This is a genomic window from Pseudomonas putida, assembly GCF_009883635.2.
Classification (GTDB): domain Bacteria; phylum Pseudomonadota; class Gammaproteobacteria; order Pseudomonadales; family Pseudomonadaceae; genus Aquipseudomonas; species Aquipseudomonas putida_W.
Map to the genome: position 1 here is coordinate 1,036,318 of NZ_CP026115.2, position 13,780 is coordinate 1,050,097.

14 protein-coding genes and 1 pseudogene are annotated in these 13,780 nt (G+C 58.7%); 5 read left to right on the plus strand and 10 right to left on the minus strand.

Annotation, left to right across the window (positions count from 1 at the left end; genetic code table 11):
- Positions 1 to 8: 8 nt before the first annotated feature.
- Entirely contained in the window at positions 9 to 404 is a 396-nt protein-coding gene (locus C2H86_RS04595) for a transcriptional regulator (RefSeq protein ID WP_159411607.1), read from the minus strand.
- A 227-nt stretch (positions 405 to 631) separates the two neighbouring features.
- Between C2H86_RS04595 and C2H86_RS04600 the strand changes: the two genes are divergently transcribed.
- A complete protein-coding gene (locus C2H86_RS04600; RefSeq protein WP_159411608.1) occupies positions 632 to 934 on the plus strand; it encodes a type II toxin-antitoxin system RelE/ParE family toxin in 303 nt (100 codons plus the stop codon).
- A complete protein-coding gene (locus C2H86_RS04605) occupies positions 927 to 1,220 on the plus strand; it encodes an addiction module antidote protein (RefSeq protein WP_159411609.1) in 294 nt (97 codons plus the stop codon). The genes C2H86_RS04600 and C2H86_RS04605 overlap by 8 nt, the downstream gene beginning before the upstream one ends.
- A 4-nt stretch (positions 1,221 to 1,224) precedes the next feature.
- On the opposite strand, the gene C2H86_RS04610 is transcribed toward C2H86_RS04605, so the two are convergent.
- The 3 genes from C2H86_RS04610 to C2H86_RS04620 all read right to left on the minus strand — a co-directional run bounded on the left by C2H86_RS04610 (position 1,225) and on the right by C2H86_RS04620 (position 4,209).
- Positions 1,225 to 2,028 (minus strand): helix-turn-helix transcriptional regulator, encoded by an 804-nt coding sequence (locus C2H86_RS04610; RefSeq protein ID WP_159411610.1) that lies wholly within the window; start codon positions 2,026 to 2,028, stop codon positions 1,225 to 1,227.
- A gap of 86 nt (positions 2,029 to 2,114) precedes the next feature.
- Complete coding sequence (gene eutH, locus C2H86_RS04615) at positions 2,115 to 3,347, minus strand: ethanolamine utilization protein EutH (protein ID WP_159411611.1); 1,233 nt, start codon at positions 3,345 to 3,347, stop codon at positions 2,115 to 2,117.
- A 97-nt stretch (positions 3,348 to 3,444) separates the two neighbouring features.
- The gene (locus C2H86_RS04620; protein WP_159411612.1) at positions 3,445 to 4,209 is read right to left on the minus strand and encodes an SDR family NAD(P)-dependent oxidoreductase; all 765 of its coding nucleotides are present in this window, start codon (positions 4,207 to 4,209) and stop codon (positions 3,445 to 3,447) included.
- A 156-nt stretch (positions 4,210 to 4,365) separates the two neighbouring features.
- Between C2H86_RS04620 and C2H86_RS04625 the strand changes: the two genes are divergently transcribed.
- On the plus strand, positions 4,366 to 4,638 hold the full coding sequence (locus C2H86_RS04625; RefSeq protein ID WP_159411613.1) for a hypothetical protein: 273 nt from the start codon (positions 4,366 to 4,368) through the stop codon (positions 4,636 to 4,638).
- Positions 4,639 to 4,765: 127 nt separating this feature from the next.
- Here C2H86_RS04625 and C2H86_RS04630 read toward each other — a convergent pair whose 3' ends face one another.
- Positions 4,766 to 6,127, minus strand: a complete 1,362-nt coding sequence (locus tag C2H86_RS04630) for a DEAD/DEAH box helicase (protein WP_110636930.1) — start codon at positions 6,125 to 6,127, stop codon at positions 4,766 to 4,768.
- A 105-nt stretch (positions 6,128 to 6,232) separates the two neighbouring features.
- Here C2H86_RS04630 and C2H86_RS04635 point away from each other — a divergent pair, with 105 nt between their 5' ends.
- Positions 6,233 to 7,531: a mechanosensitive ion channel family protein gene (locus C2H86_RS04635; protein ID WP_159411614.1), complete on the plus strand. Its 1,299-nt coding sequence runs from the start codon at positions 6,233 to 6,235 to the stop codon at positions 7,529 to 7,531.
- A gap of 189 nt (positions 7,532 to 7,720) precedes the next feature.
- On the opposite strand, the gene C2H86_RS04640 is transcribed toward C2H86_RS04635, so the two are convergent.
- The 5 genes from C2H86_RS04640 to C2H86_RS04660 all read right to left on the minus strand — a co-directional run bounded on the left by C2H86_RS04640 (position 7,721) and on the right by C2H86_RS04660 (position 12,725).
- Positions 7,721 to 7,990 carry a DUF3077 domain-containing protein gene (locus tag C2H86_RS04640; RefSeq protein WP_159411615.1) on the minus strand — a complete coding sequence of 90 codons (270 nt, stop codon included), beginning with the start codon at positions 7,988 to 7,990 and terminating at the stop codon, positions 7,721 to 7,723.
- 96 nt (positions 7,991 to 8,086) lie between these two features.
- Positions 8,087 to 8,329, minus strand: coding sequence for a hypothetical protein (locus C2H86_RS04645; RefSeq protein WP_159411616.1), 243 nt, complete (start codon positions 8,327 to 8,329; stop codon positions 8,087 to 8,089).
- Positions 8,330 to 8,839: 510 nt separating this feature from the next.
- Positions 8,840 to 9,823: a PIN domain-containing protein gene (locus C2H86_RS04650; protein WP_240349684.1), complete on the minus strand. Its 984-nt coding sequence runs from the start codon at positions 9,821 to 9,823 to the stop codon at positions 8,840 to 8,842.
- 306 nt (positions 9,824 to 10,129) lie between these two features.
- Positions 10,130 to 11,704: a hypothetical protein gene (locus tag C2H86_RS04655; protein ID WP_159411618.1), complete on the minus strand. Its 1,575-nt coding sequence runs from the start codon at positions 11,702 to 11,704 to the stop codon at positions 10,130 to 10,132.
- The gene (locus tag C2H86_RS04660; RefSeq protein WP_159411619.1) at positions 11,673 to 12,725 is read right to left on the minus strand and encodes a nucleoid-associated protein; all 1,053 of its coding nucleotides are present in this window, start codon (positions 12,723 to 12,725) and stop codon (positions 11,673 to 11,675) included. The genes C2H86_RS04655 and C2H86_RS04660 overlap by 32 nt, the downstream gene beginning before the upstream one ends.
- Before the next feature lie 368 nt (positions 12,726 to 13,093).
- Here C2H86_RS04660 and C2H86_RS04665 point away from each other — a divergent pair.
- A pseudogene (locus C2H86_RS04665) lies at positions 13,094 to 13,681 on the plus strand (mechanosensitive ion channel family protein); the annotation flags it as partial.
- Positions 13,682 to 13,780: the final 99 nt, after the last annotated feature.

Below are 13,780 nucleotides of genomic sequence, written 5' to 3' on the forward strand. Positions count from 1 at the left end.
AAACGACCTCAAGCGATTTGGGCCTTGGCCGACACCTGCTCGAAGGTGGCTTCGTCCAGCCCGTCTTCCTGCTCATCGAGCACCTGACGCGGGTGTTCGAAGCCCGGGATGCTGCTGTCGATCAGGCTGAGCAAGCGCGAACCACGCTCGGTGAGCACGAAATTCTCGCCGTTGCCGCCCTCCTCCTGCCCACGGCTCTCGATGAACCCGCGCTCGAACAGCAGCTTTTCATATTCGCAGGCACGGGTCTTCAGGTGGTCCAGGTCGCCCACCGGCTGCCCCTTTGCAGCCAGCGCCGCAGCGTGCTGCTCGGCATAGGGGCGTGGCGTGAAGCTGTGACCGGCGCCGTTCTGCACCTCGTGCAGCAAACGCTCGATCAGGTCCCAGTCGTAGGTGCTGCTCATGGAGATGGCCTCCTGCTGTGGACGAAGGGGGTACACAGGTTGGGACCCGTTGGCAGGCGGTAGTGTTCCAAAAGATATCAGGGCCCGAGCTTTGATGAATTGGCCTACGACAGAACCCGAAGCTGACACGGCTAGATCCAAAGGCATTCATATCGAGTACTGGGTGGCAAAAGGAAGAAACCATTTGCTGTATCTACTGAATGTATTTTATAAACTACATTCGCCCCATGAAAATATTCGAATCCAGCAGTTTCAGAAAATGGGTGGTCGGGCTTCGAGATGCAAACGCGAGGGACAGGATCATCTCCCGCATCACCCGACTCGTTGAAGGTATGCCAGGTGATGTCTCACCCGTAGGCCATGGCATCAGTGAGCTCAGGATTCACTATGGTCCGGGTTATCGGGTGTACTTTCACCAATCGGGCGATACGTGGGTGATTCTGCTCTGTGGTGGTGACAAAGGTAGCCAACCGCGAGATATCAAGGCTGCCTACCAGATTCTGCGTACGTGGAGGATGCAAAATGACTGAAAAATTCTTCGAATTCGATCCTGCAAATTACCTCACCACACCAGAGGCCATCGCGCACTTCATGACCGATGCGCTGGAAACAGGTGACGCTGGCTATGTTGCAAAAGCCGTCGGCGTCGTGGCACGGGCCAAGGGAATGAGTGAGCTGGCAAAAGAGACCGGCCTTTCGCGTGAGCAGCTTTATCGCTCATTCAGCGAGCATGGCAACCCTACTCTCAAATCCTTTCTGGCAGTAATGAAGGCACTGGGCATAGACATGGCGGCCAAGCCTCACCTTGCTCACTGATGCTTCAGCTATTTTTCACCAAGTAATTGATAAATAACCGAAACAGCTCCGCATTCCCGGCAATCCCCAGCCGCTGCCAGATGTTGTGCCGGTGCACCTTCACCGTCCCCTCGGAGATTCCCAGCTCACGGGAGATCGACTGGCTGCTGTGTCCCTGCAGGATCAGCTTGGCCACATGCCGCTGGGTCTCGGTCAGCTGGCCCTGAAGGATGTCGACAAAGGCATCTTCCAGCTGGCTGTCCGACTCCTGCGGATCGGCCAGGTCATCAGCATGGGCCAGGCGCAGGTGCTGGCTGAAAATGGCATCGATCACCGGTGTCAGTGCTGCCAGCCGCTGTGCTTCCTCAACCTCGAACGCGCCCTTGTCCAGGCCGCGCATCAGCGAATACACCAGCGCAGTCCGTGGCCGCACCGGGACGATGAAGCCGATTTCCTCGATCAGGCTGCCGTGGTGCGAGGAAACACAGGGGTGGATGTCGTGGGAGATGGAAAAGCCCGAGGCGAAGAAGCTGTCCGGGGCCAGTTCACTCATGCGCCACAGGCCAGACGGGTGGTTGTTGGTACAGGCGACATAGAACGGGTCGAGCAGGTAACCACCGCGCAAGTAGGCCTTGAGCGTGCGCTCGGCCACGCGCTGTTGGTAGCCGTCGTGGATCAGCAGCGCCGGCTGGTTGAAGCGGAACAGGTAGGCGCAGCTCATGTCGAAATCGACCACGCCCTTGAGCGCGGTGTCGAAGGCCGGGCCCAGGGTGTCGCTGCCGATGCTGCGGATGACCGCGCCCAGGCGGTCGGCGTTGTCGCTGTTCATGGCGATGGCCTGTGCGGTGTAGGAAGAAAACGCGAATGCCGCCCGGCTGTAGAAGCCCGAGCGGCATTGAACGATGCCAGGCCCTGTCAGTGCAACGCTGGGCTGGCAGGCAGCAGGCCGGCGTCTTCTTCCTGGCGGCCCAGCTCCAACGCCTTGGGCACCGCCAGCCAGTAAGCCAGGCCCATGCCCAGCAGGCCACCGGCGAGCTTGCCGATGATCAGCGGCCCGATCAGCGTCGGCTGGAAGTTGGCCGAGTAAGCCAGGTGGTCACCGAAGGTGAAGGCCGCACAGACGGCGAAGGCAATCACCAGCACCTTGTCCTTCGGCGGCATGTCGGCCACCAGGCGGAACATCGCAAGGATGTTGGCCGAGGCCGCGAGGATGCCGGCGGCGCCCACCGGTGACAGGCCCAGCTTCGAGGCCACTTTCTCGATCGGCCGCGACAGGAAGCGCTTGATCAGGTAGACCATCGGGAACGCACCGCAGAGCATGATGCCGACATAGCCGGCGATCTCCAGGGCGCGGAACTGGTCGGCCTTGTCGGCGATGATCGGTGCGAAGCCCCAGCCGCCAAACAGCGAGGTGAAGGCACCGGTGAAGTACTCGACGATCGAGGCCACCAGCACCAGGGTCACTGCCGCGTACATCAACTGCCCCAGCTTGAGGAACAGGCTGACCATCAGGTTGGGGAAGTAGCGCAGGGCTGCCGCCAGCGCCACGCAGAACAGGATCAACGGCGACAGGTTGCGCAGCAGGGTCGGCAAGGTGAAGTGCAGCGCCTGGGTCGCGGCGCCTGCCGTGGCGATGTCCGGGCGCACGCCCAGGCCCATGGCCTGCATGCCCATGGCGATGAACACGATGCTGATCGGGATGCTCAGCAGCCCGGCCATGATGCCCAGGGCCATGTACTTGTGGTCGGCCTTGTTGAGCATGGCCAGGCCCACGGGGATGACGAAGATCACCGTCGAGCCGCACTGGAAGCCGGTGATCAGGCCGAGGATCCAGCCTTCAGGGCTGTGCGACAGCGCCTGGGCCAGCTGATAACCGCCCAGGTCCGAGGCGATGAAGATCGGCCCGGCGATGCCCGCATCGGCGCCCATGGCCAGGAACAGCGGGCCGATGACGTGGCTGATGAAGCTGGAAATGAACGGAATGGCGGCCATGATCCCGGCCACGGGGATGAAGATCGGGCCGATGCTGTGCAGGCCGGCCGTGAATTCCTTGGCCAGCTCGGATTCTGCGTTGACGATCGAGGCGATCGCGCCGATCACGGCGCACACCATGATCACGTAGATGACGTAAGTACCTATGTTTTCCATCTGCTGCCTCTGTCTTGTTGGAATTGGCTTGGGGGCAGAATTGAAGGGTGCAGCTGTTCTTGTTCTAGGTAGCCGACAGCGCGCTGCCGGCCGGGTATTACATCGCGGTGTAGGCGTTGTCGACGAACAGGTGCGAGCCACTGACGAAGCTCGACTCGTCGCTGGCCAGGAACAGCGCGGCGCTAGCCACTTCGCTCGGGTCGCACAGGCGCCCCTGCATGGTCTTGATCGCCTCGTCGGAAGCATCCACGCCATAACCGCGCAGCAGGTCGAGCTCGCGGCGACCATGGGCGGTGCCGATAAAGCCCGGGCAAATGGCGTTGCTGCGGATGTTCTGGTCACGGTACTCCACGGCCAGGGCGCGGGCGAACATGTGGCAAGCGCCTTTGGTGGTGCAATACAGCACCTCCATCGGCGTGCCGACCACCGCAGAAATCGACGAGGTACAGATCACGCTGCCGCCACCGGCGGCGAGCATGCCCGGCAGCACGGCCTTGGTGACCAGGAACATGCTTTTGACGTTGACGCTCATCAGCCGGTCCCAGTCGGCTTCGCTGGTCTCCAGGAACGGCCCGGCGGCGATGATCCCGGCGTGGTTCATCAGCACGGTGATCGGGCCGAAATGCGCCTGGCCCTGGGCCACGGCACGGTGCACCTGGTCGGCCTGCGACACATCGGCGGCGACGAACAGTGCCTGGCCACCTTCAGCATTGATGCGTGCCGCCACCGCTTCGCCCTGGCTGGTCGGCAAGTCGAGGATCACCACCTTGGCGCCCTCGGCGGCGAACAGCTCCGACGCGGCCAGGCCACAACCGCCCGCGCCGCCGGTAATCAGTGCCACCTTGCCTTTCAATCGATCCATGGGTGTGTTCCTCGGTTGTTGTGGTTGTGGTCTCAAACTAGAGCCGAGGATGGCTGCGGTAAATATACCCAGGGGTATAGCCGCCGGTCGCAGGCGCTGAACCAACCGCCGCGCGCGCGTCTCCACCGGGCATCACCACCGCCGGAGGTAGAAAGGATGAAACCGCTGCTGCGCATCGCCTGTGCCACCGCCCTGTGCTGCGCCCTGCCCGCCTGGGCCTGCACACCGGAAGAAGCGACACAGAAACGTGAGGAGCTGGCCGGGCTGGTCAGTCAGCTGACCGAACAGAACCCGCAGAAGGCCAAGGAGATCAATGATGAGCTCCAGGGGATGGAGCTGGGGACGGCGAGCAAGGATTTGCCCGACAAGTGCCAGTTGATCGACAAGCGGATCAAGGAATTGAAAGAAGCGGAGAAGAAGGCTGAATAGGTATTAGCCTGTGATGGCCTATTCGCGGGACAAGCCCGCTCCCACAGATTTGCCATAGACTCGAAGTCTGTGGTGAACCTGTGGGAGCGGGCTTGCCCCGCGAAGAAGCCAACACCGCTATTTAGCCTTACTCAGCAGCCGGCTTGCGTTTCTTCAGCGGCGCCAGGCCATCGGAGCTGGCCAACGGCGCATTCGGCCGTGGCTTGGCCGTCGGCTTGCGCTTGGCAGCGGCCTTCTTCTCGCCAGTCTTCTTGTCGACCTTCTTCTTCTTGGCACCCACCGCCTTGCCCGAGGCCTTGACCTTCTTCGGCCCGCTGTAGGTGCCCTTCACTTCCTTGATCACCCGGCGCTCGAACTGCTGCTTGAGGTAGCGCTCGATGCTGGACATCAGGTTCCAGTCATTGTGGGTGATCAGCGAGATCGCCAGGCCTTCGCCACCGGCACGGCCGGTGCGGCCCACACGGTGCACGTACTCGTCACCGCTGCGTGGCATGTCGAAGTTGATCACCAGGTCCAGGCCGTCGATGTCCAGGCCACGGGCCGCCACGTCGGTGGCCACCAGCACCTTGGAGCTGCCCTGCTTGAAGCGCTCGATGGCCAGCTTGCGGTCCTTCTGGTCCTTTTCGCCGTGCAATACGAAGGCTTTCACGTCCTTGGCCACCAGGTGGCCGTAGATGCGGTCGGCCAGGGCGCGGGTGTTGGTGAAGATGATCGCCTTGTCGAAGGTCTCGTTGGCCAGCAGCCACTGGACGATGGCTTCCTTGTGCTGGTCATGGTCGGCAGTGATGATCTGCTGGCGAGTGCCTTCGGCCAGCTGCGAGACGCTGTTGAGCATCAGGTGCTCAGGGTCTTTCAGGACCTTGCCGATGATGTCGCGCAGGGCCGCACCGCCAGTGGTGGCCGAGAACAGCAGGGTCTGCTCGCGGTTCTCGCACTCCTTGCACAGGCGCTCCATGTCTTCGGCGAAGCCCATGTCGAGCATGCGGTCGGCTTCGTCAAGGATCATCACCTGCACGTGGGACAGGTCGAGGTTGCCGGCATTCAGATGCTCGAGCAGGCGGCCCGGGGTGCCGATCAGCACGTCCGGAACCTTGCGCAGCATGGCGGCCTGTTCCTTGAAGTCTTCACCGCCGGTGACCAGGCCCGCCTTGATGTAGGTGAACTGCGAGAACAGCTGCACTTGCTTGAGGGTCTGCTGGGCCAGCTCGCGGGTCGGCAGCAGGATCAGCGAGCGAATCTCGACGCGCCCGCCCTTCAGGTCGACCAGGCGATTGAGCAGCGGCAGGACGAACGCGGCGGTCTTGCCGCTGCCGGTCTGCGCGGTCACACGCAGGTCGCGCCCTTGCAGGGCCAGGGGGATGGCCGCGGCCTGCACCGGGGTCGGCTCGACAAATTTAAGCTCGGCCACGGCTTTAAGCAGGCGTTCGTGCAGGGCGAATTGGGAGAACACGGAGGTAACCTCAGGCAAGTGCGGGAAATTCAGTTGCATAGGGTAACGTTTTCTGCCGCCTTAGCCGAATTTCTTTTGGCAACTTTGTCGGCTTCCGCGCTCTAATGGCACCTCGTTTCGCTGTAAAAGACCGGTTTCAAGCTTATGGACATCCAACGCATCTGGCGTGACAGCCTCGACCTGTGGGGCACCCTCGACCAACATCCACTGCTCCACGCCGCTATCGGCCTGGCAGTGCTGCTGCTGATTTCCCTGGTACTCGGGCGCCTGGCGCGCTTCCTGGTGCTGCACAGCGCCCGCCTGCTGGCCCGGCAGACGGCGCTGAAGTGGCTCGACGACCTGCGCCACAACAAGGTGTTCCACCGCCTGGCCCAGACCATTCCGTCGCTGGTGATCCAGTTTGGCCTGAAACTGGTGCCGGAGCTGTCCGACACCGCCCAGCACTTCCTTGGCAACGTCGCCCTGGCCTTCACCCTGTTGTTCATGACCATGGCCCTGTCGTGCCTGCTCGATGCCCTGCTGGACATCTACGCCCGCACCGAACACGCCCGCACCCGCTCGATCAAGGGCTACGTGCAACTGGCCAAGATGATGCTGTGGATCTTCGCCTCGATCGTCATCGTCGCCACCCTGATCGACCGCTCGCCGCTGTTGCTGCTGTCGGGCCTGGGTGCGATGTCGGCGGTGCTGCTGTTGGTTTACAAGGACACGCTGCTGTCGTTCGTCGCCAGCGTGCAGCTGACCAGCAACGACATGCTGCACGTGGGCGACTGGATCGAGATGCCCCAGGTCGGTGCCGATGGCGATGTGGTGGACATCACCCTGCATACCGTCAAGGTGCAGAATTTCGATAAGACCATCGTGTCCATCCCGACCTGGCGCCTGATGAGCGAATCGTTCCGCAACTACCGCGGCATGCAGCAGTCTGGCGGGCGGCGGATCAAGCGCAGCCTGTTCATCGACGCGGCCGGCGTGCGCTTCCTTACCCCGGACGAAGAACAGCGCCTCACTCAGGTGAGCCTGCTGGGCGACTACCTGGCCGGTAAGCGCCAGGAGCTGCTGGCCTGGAACGAGGCGCTGGGGCCCGTACCCGAACTGTCGGCCAACCGCCGCAAGCTGACCAATATCGGCACGTTCCGGGCGTTTGCCCTGGCTTACCTGAGGAACCACCCGAACGTGCACCCGAACATGACCTGCATGGTGCGGCAGATGCAGACCACGGCCGAGGGCGTGCCGCTGGAGATCTACTGCTTTACCACCACCACGGTGTGGGCGGAGTACGAGCGGATTCAGGGGGATATCTTCGATTACCTGCTGGCGGTGTTGCCGGAGTTTGGGTTGAGTCTGTATCAGCAGCCGAGTGGCAATGACATGCGGGTGGGGTTGGCTGGGCGGGCTGTGGAGCCGATGCCGCGTCGGCTGGAAGAGATGGGTGAGGTTTGATATTGCCGGGGCTGCTTTGCAGCCCATTCGCGGGGCAAGCCCGCTCCTACAGGTTCACAGCAAGTCTTGAGCACTGTGCAATACCTGTAGGAGCGGGCTTGCCCCGCGAAGAGGCCCTCAGCTACCCCGCATAACCCAACAGGAAAAGCAGTCCGGTAAAGGTCACCAGGGTAGCCGCGGTCGACAATTTCAACGGGTTTTCATCATTCCCAATTCGGCATCATCGAGCAGGGCCTTGGCCATGGCGCATAGGTAGTGCGAGGCCCAAAGTAGCTGGGGTTTGTCTTCCATCAGGCCGTCGATGGAAAGATCGCGGGCATAGCCCATCAGTTCTGAAGCTTGTTCACGGGCACTCTGACAAGGAATACCGGGCTCGATCCTGAACAGAGGATGGGTCTGGCTTTCACCTTGGTAGAAGGTGGTTTGGCCGACAGTGAAATTTGTTTCCTCGATGGCCATTGGTTCATCTCCCTAAAGTTGTAGATGCCTGGGATGCCCCGATTGCCGGTAAGCCGGGCTCACACAGGGGCAGCCTCAGGCAAATCATGATGCGGCTTAATGCAATGTCTGCGGGTCCGCTGGCTTTTGGACTTGAGCCAAAGCTGATTCGAGCAACCTGCGCAGGGTGTCCAGTTCGTGCATCGACGTCATTATCAACACCGAAACAGGTGACTTCGGTTGCATCAACACGGCTTGCTGAGCGACCGCTTCAGCACATAGCGCGTAGTCCGCAGCCATCAGCAGCGTGTCTTCCAGGGAGTGGAGGTTGTAGGGTGGATCGGGGACTATCTTCAGCATGGTGTAACCCTCAATTTGTGGTTGGGGACCACCGCCATCTGCTGTCAAACAAAGGGTGGCAGCTGTGCACGGGTTGACAGACCGGTCAAATTGAGAAACCCGGCGCATCCGAAGATGCCCCACGCACAGCCACCATTGAAGGTAGAACTATGGATTGCAATTTGAGTCGGCCTGTCAAAGCCGGCCGTTGAATGGCAACGACCAAGCGAGACTAGTGGCCAACTCGGAACTGCACAATGGGCGACAGTATCTTTGGGAAATGTCCTACAAGAAAGGGGCAAAATCTGATTTTTTCGGCTGCCAAGTGTAACGACATGTAATGCTTGCCAGCCACGTGTACTGAGTGACGACGTCGAACTACTAGGCTCTACACAAAAGCCTTGATACTTGTTCATCCTGCGTTGACAACAGCCTCGGAATACTCATGTACTCAAGCATACTCCGCCTCTTCGGCTGTTTTTTCCTTGCCTGACCAGCGTCTCAAGATTTTTCGTGCAGAACCTAAAAAGATCACGTATCGAGGTTATCCCAATGATCACCAAGCACCCAGCGTAATGCGGATAGTTTGCCGTTGATCATTCCCCATTCAAAATCAGTCCATGGTCCTAACTCTGCATATCGATCTTTGACAGAGTTCGCTGACGCCAATGCTCCAGCCCAGATGTCTTCATGGATCTCAAAGTTTGCCCTGTGCTTGGTACCTGCTGGTATGAGTTTAATCCTACCCTCTTCAATAAGCGCGGCACGAAGCATGTGCCTGTTGTACCAGACCTTATCAACAAGCTCATCCATAGTTTCTAGGATCTCTTGTAGCCCTCTGGTCTGATCTTCCCAGGCCCATCCATGGTCGGTTTTGAACTCATCAATATCGAACAAGTCTCCTAATGCCGGGGCTACCGTGCTGAAAAATTTTGTGCGCTCGTCATCAAAAATCTCTGCGAAATCGATATGCGGCTTCCGATGGTCTTCAGCTGAAAAATCGCTCACATTGGCAGTGATAAAGCGGAGGCTTTCATATTCATCGCCTTGAGTTTGTCGAAACTCATCGAAGGTTTCCAACAGGACTGCGTCGGCCAGGCTATTTTTTTGCTTATGGAAGGGCGCTTTTTTGGCTAGTGCTCGTTCAGCAGCTTTCAACTTCGACGCGTCGGAGACAGGCACATGGATAGCAGCTTGGAATAATTGCTGCACCCTGCGCATGGTTATGAGGTTTGCCTCCGCCAGAAGAGGCAACCGGTGGTTCACATCATCAATGGCATCGATGGCAGTCTTTTTTTGGTCTCCACCGAAAGAGTTGAGGATATCCCTCACGACTTTGCATTCCGCCGTCAGCCGCTTACGTGTAGCATCGATCACCCGATCTTTGTTGCGCTCATACTCTGACAGCACCAGATCAGGCACGAGGAGCTTCACAACCCCCTTTTCGACCAGATGTTCCAAGGCCAAAATCATCGGCAGTTCTGATTTTTTGAGGACAAATCCAACCAGACGCAAGTATCGAGCATGACGAGGTGCATTGCGGTTCCTTTTTTAAGCAAGTGGTGGAGGCTTGGGCTAAAAACGATTTAAGTCAGAAATGCAGATCCGATTGACGCCGGCGCGGGGTTATTGGTGCGGTAATACTATGACCCAACATCCTTCCATCATTGTCAAGAAAAGATGCAATTGTCATGGCGCGAAGCACGGAATGTCCATCTGAAAGCGAAATTTGTGGCCACACGCCAGTGCGACATAAGTCGCGTACTACGGGTCTCTAACTGTCCATCAAGATCAGTTTACAGAACTATTGGAAGTCCCCCTTCAAGTGACGCGGCTTCGAAATGACACAACCCAGTCGTTAGGCTTAGCTCCTGCACGAACCGCGAAGATCCCTTGGTCAAATCTCACAGAGGGGGTCTCCCTTTTATCTGAGGGTTTCGCTGGATATCTCTGTTTTGGCCCAGGTTTGGGTTGGGGTACAGGTTCATTGTTCGGTGGCTGCGGGCTTCCTGGGGTTGCTGCAGGAGCAGGAAGCGCTGTAGGGGCTGACGGTGTTGTCGCGACTGGAGTGGTGTAAACGAAGGCGAAAACTGCAATGCCCAGCGCCGCGACGCCGAGCATCGTCAGACCTTTGCAACTGACCCTGTAAAAAAAACTCTCAGCTTGCTCAATAGGGTCGCCCACCATTTTTTTGTATTCAGGTTCCGAGAGGAAGCGATATAGCTTCGACTGCCAATCTTGGCGCAGCTGTCGCTGAATATTGATGAACTTCCGACCCGACATCACATTCAGCGTTGTGTAGCCGAATGCAACCGCCATTACGAGCGAAATGAGGTACGGATTGATCTGCAGTGTGAGCCGCGCCACGATAAGGCCCAAACCCACAGTCAACGCTGTCGATATTGCTGCGATCGCCTGGCGGGTCGCCTCTGTCGCTTTGGACGTTTCTTCAGTGACGGCCTTGCGAAGGTCTCCTAAAGATTTCAGGGTGTCCTTGGTGATCTCCGAGACCGCCATCTGGTAGGCGATCTTGGCGCAATCCAGCGCTGCGGCAAGGTTTTCCCTGAAATACTGAAGTGCCTCTGCGTCCGCCCTGCCCGATCGCGCAATCTCAGCGGACAGCAGGATATGCTTCACTTCGGCCTCACGCGCGTTGTCGAACACCCAAACGGCGGCTTCCTGTACGACCTTGAAGTCATTCAGGGTGATGTGCTTGGCACCATCGCTCGCTTCCGCGAGCGTCAGGTTGAGCTTGGGCGGCCCTTTAAAACTGAGCTTGCTTCCCGTAGCGTCGATCTCATTCGCGAAGCAACGGCTCAGGGCGTCAGAGGCATTGGTTGCCCAGGCCATGTGTAGCAGATCAGCTTCATCCAGCTCGTGGCCCTCAGCGAGTAACCAATGTCGAACGTCCTCAGGCACAGAACGAATGTCAGCTGACTCTTTGACTAAAAGCCGGGGCGACTTTGTCGCTTGAGATTCGACATAGGGCTCGTCTAAGCCCCAATCGCTATAAGCGCGAGCCCGCGTATTGAAGGGCTTCAGGAGGCCCAAGACGTACCATCGTGATGCTGGATGACCGTTGTCGAGAAAGGCTCTGAAGCCCACCTCTGTGACCACGTACAAAGCTGCAGTCTTATCATGCTCCTGCGGAAGCGGTTTCACGAGCTCAGCACGAAAAGGCCCGAAAGCCTCATCCCCTTCTTCAACCTCAGTTTCGCCACCTGCGCTGTCAAACAGAGTGATCGCCCAGGCAGCAGCGGAGGCAGCCTGGGAGATTGACCGAGCGGCGTCAGCAGGTAGATCTGAGACAATGAGAGTGCTATTTCCCTCAGTGATCAGCGCCTGACCTCTACGTGACAGGTCGTTAAGTAGGCTGGCCAGCTTTTGGTGTGACAACGCTGTCCTCCGTGACTCTGTCTGTATCCACGATGATCTGCTTCTTGCCCCCTCTCAGCTCCACCACCCTGACGTTAGGGTTTTCCGTCCTATCGGGGAACAGGATGGTAACGCCTTCAGTCGTGACGATCTTACGCATATAGGGCTGCCGGAGGATCTTGCGATCAGGCTTAAAGCTGAGCTCATGCAACTTGCTCTTCTTAACGCGCGTGCGAGTCTCTTTCTCAAGGCGAGCGGCTATCTTGTCGTCTTCAGGATGACCAGCAGCCAGCATCACCGCCTCCACAATCGCATTTTCATCGATCAGCGTACGGGTTCCGAGATTTGCTTGGGCTTTCTTCAGGGCCTTCGCCACATCTTTGCCTGGCAGATGCTCGATGCAAGTCTGGAGCGCCGCCTTAAGCACCTTGCGGGTAATCTCGCTCAGCTCCGTGTCTGAGACTTCCCTAGCCACCGCCAGGAAATCGGTGAAGTAATCGGCGAGATCTACGCCATGCTTCGTACGGTCAGTTGCCGAGACGCTCTTATCAGCAACAGCATTGGCCACACGGATGAGCGCCGTCTTCTGGATAGCTTTCTTTTCGTCTACTAAAGCGTTCACGATTCGACGCAGCTTGTTGCCTGGAGCACCGTCGTTCTGCTCCAAAGCCAGCTTATAGTCGTACTTGATCAGGCTGTAGATCTTCACATTGGGGTCTTTGACCGACAGCTCGAACATCAACAGAACCCCGTCGGCACTGCCGCCAACGTGTGCCCGATTGAAGCTGGCAGCCAGGCTCTGAGCACCATCAACGAACGGAGTAGCACCGGAAGCGATTGCTTCAATTTCGTGCCGGGTCGTGGACACTGCCTTGAACATGAAGATCGGGGCAGCAGCCATGTCCACAATTTTACTGATAAAGAATGCTTCCTCCTCCAGGGCACGCTCCGGCTGCGCCTCGAAGTTTTTGGTACCCACAACGTGCAGGATCATCCGAGTGATCTTGAGTGAACCGATTTCTTCGTCCGAAAAAAAACTCATGCGATCTCCATGTAAGCAGCCCCCTCCTGCCATGCAAGAGGAACCACTCGCCTCGGTTGGTACCTAGGCGGCAATGACGCATCGATTGCAGCCTTTCAGAGGCCGGTGCCATCCCCGTAAACGTGAGATCGGGCGTGATGCAATGGTCGGAGCATATACGCAAAGGCTGGCCAGCAGCCAGTATGTCCGGACGCGTGTACGTGGGTGGACTGAGATAGGAACCGCACAAACGCTGGATGAGATTCGGGTTGGCGAGTGTCCATTCGGAGCAAAAAAAAAGACTTTAAGTCACACCGCTGAAAGTCAATGTTTACGGGGGTTTACCTGTCCATTTGTCCATTTCGCTCACTACTACCCTCTTTCGATAAACCATCGTCTTGATCCCGACCTAGCGCCTGATGAGCGAGTCGTTCCGCAACTACCGCGGCATGCAGCAATCGGGCGGACGGCGGATCAAGCGCAGCCTGTTCATTGACGCAGCGAGTGTGAGCTTTCTGACCCCGGATGAGGAACAGCGCCTGAGCCAGGTGAGCCTGCTGGGCGACTACTTGGCCGGCAAGCGCCAGGAGCTGCTGGCCTGGAACGAGGCGCTGGGGCCCGTGCCGGAGCTTTCGGCCAACCGCCGCAAACTGACCAATATCGGGACATTCCGGGCGTTTGCCCTGGCTTACCTGAGGAACCACCCGAACGTGCACCCGAACATGACCTGCATGGTGCGGCAGATGCAGACCACGGCCGAGGGTGTGCCGCTGGAGATCTACTGCTTTACCACTACCACGGTGTGGGCGGAGTACGAGCGGATTCAGGGGGATATCTTCGATTACCTGCTGGCGGTGTTGCCGGAGTTTGGGTTGAGTCTGTATCAGCAGCCGAGTGGCAGTGACATGCGGGTGGGATTGGCCGGGCGGGTTGTGGAGCCGGTTTCGCGGCGGCTGGAAGAGGTGAGTGAGGTTTGAGATTGCCGGGGCTGCTTTGCAGCCCATCGCCGGCAAGCGCGGCTCCCACAGGGGTCAGCACAAGTCTTGAATACTGTGCAGTACCTGTGGGAGCGGGTT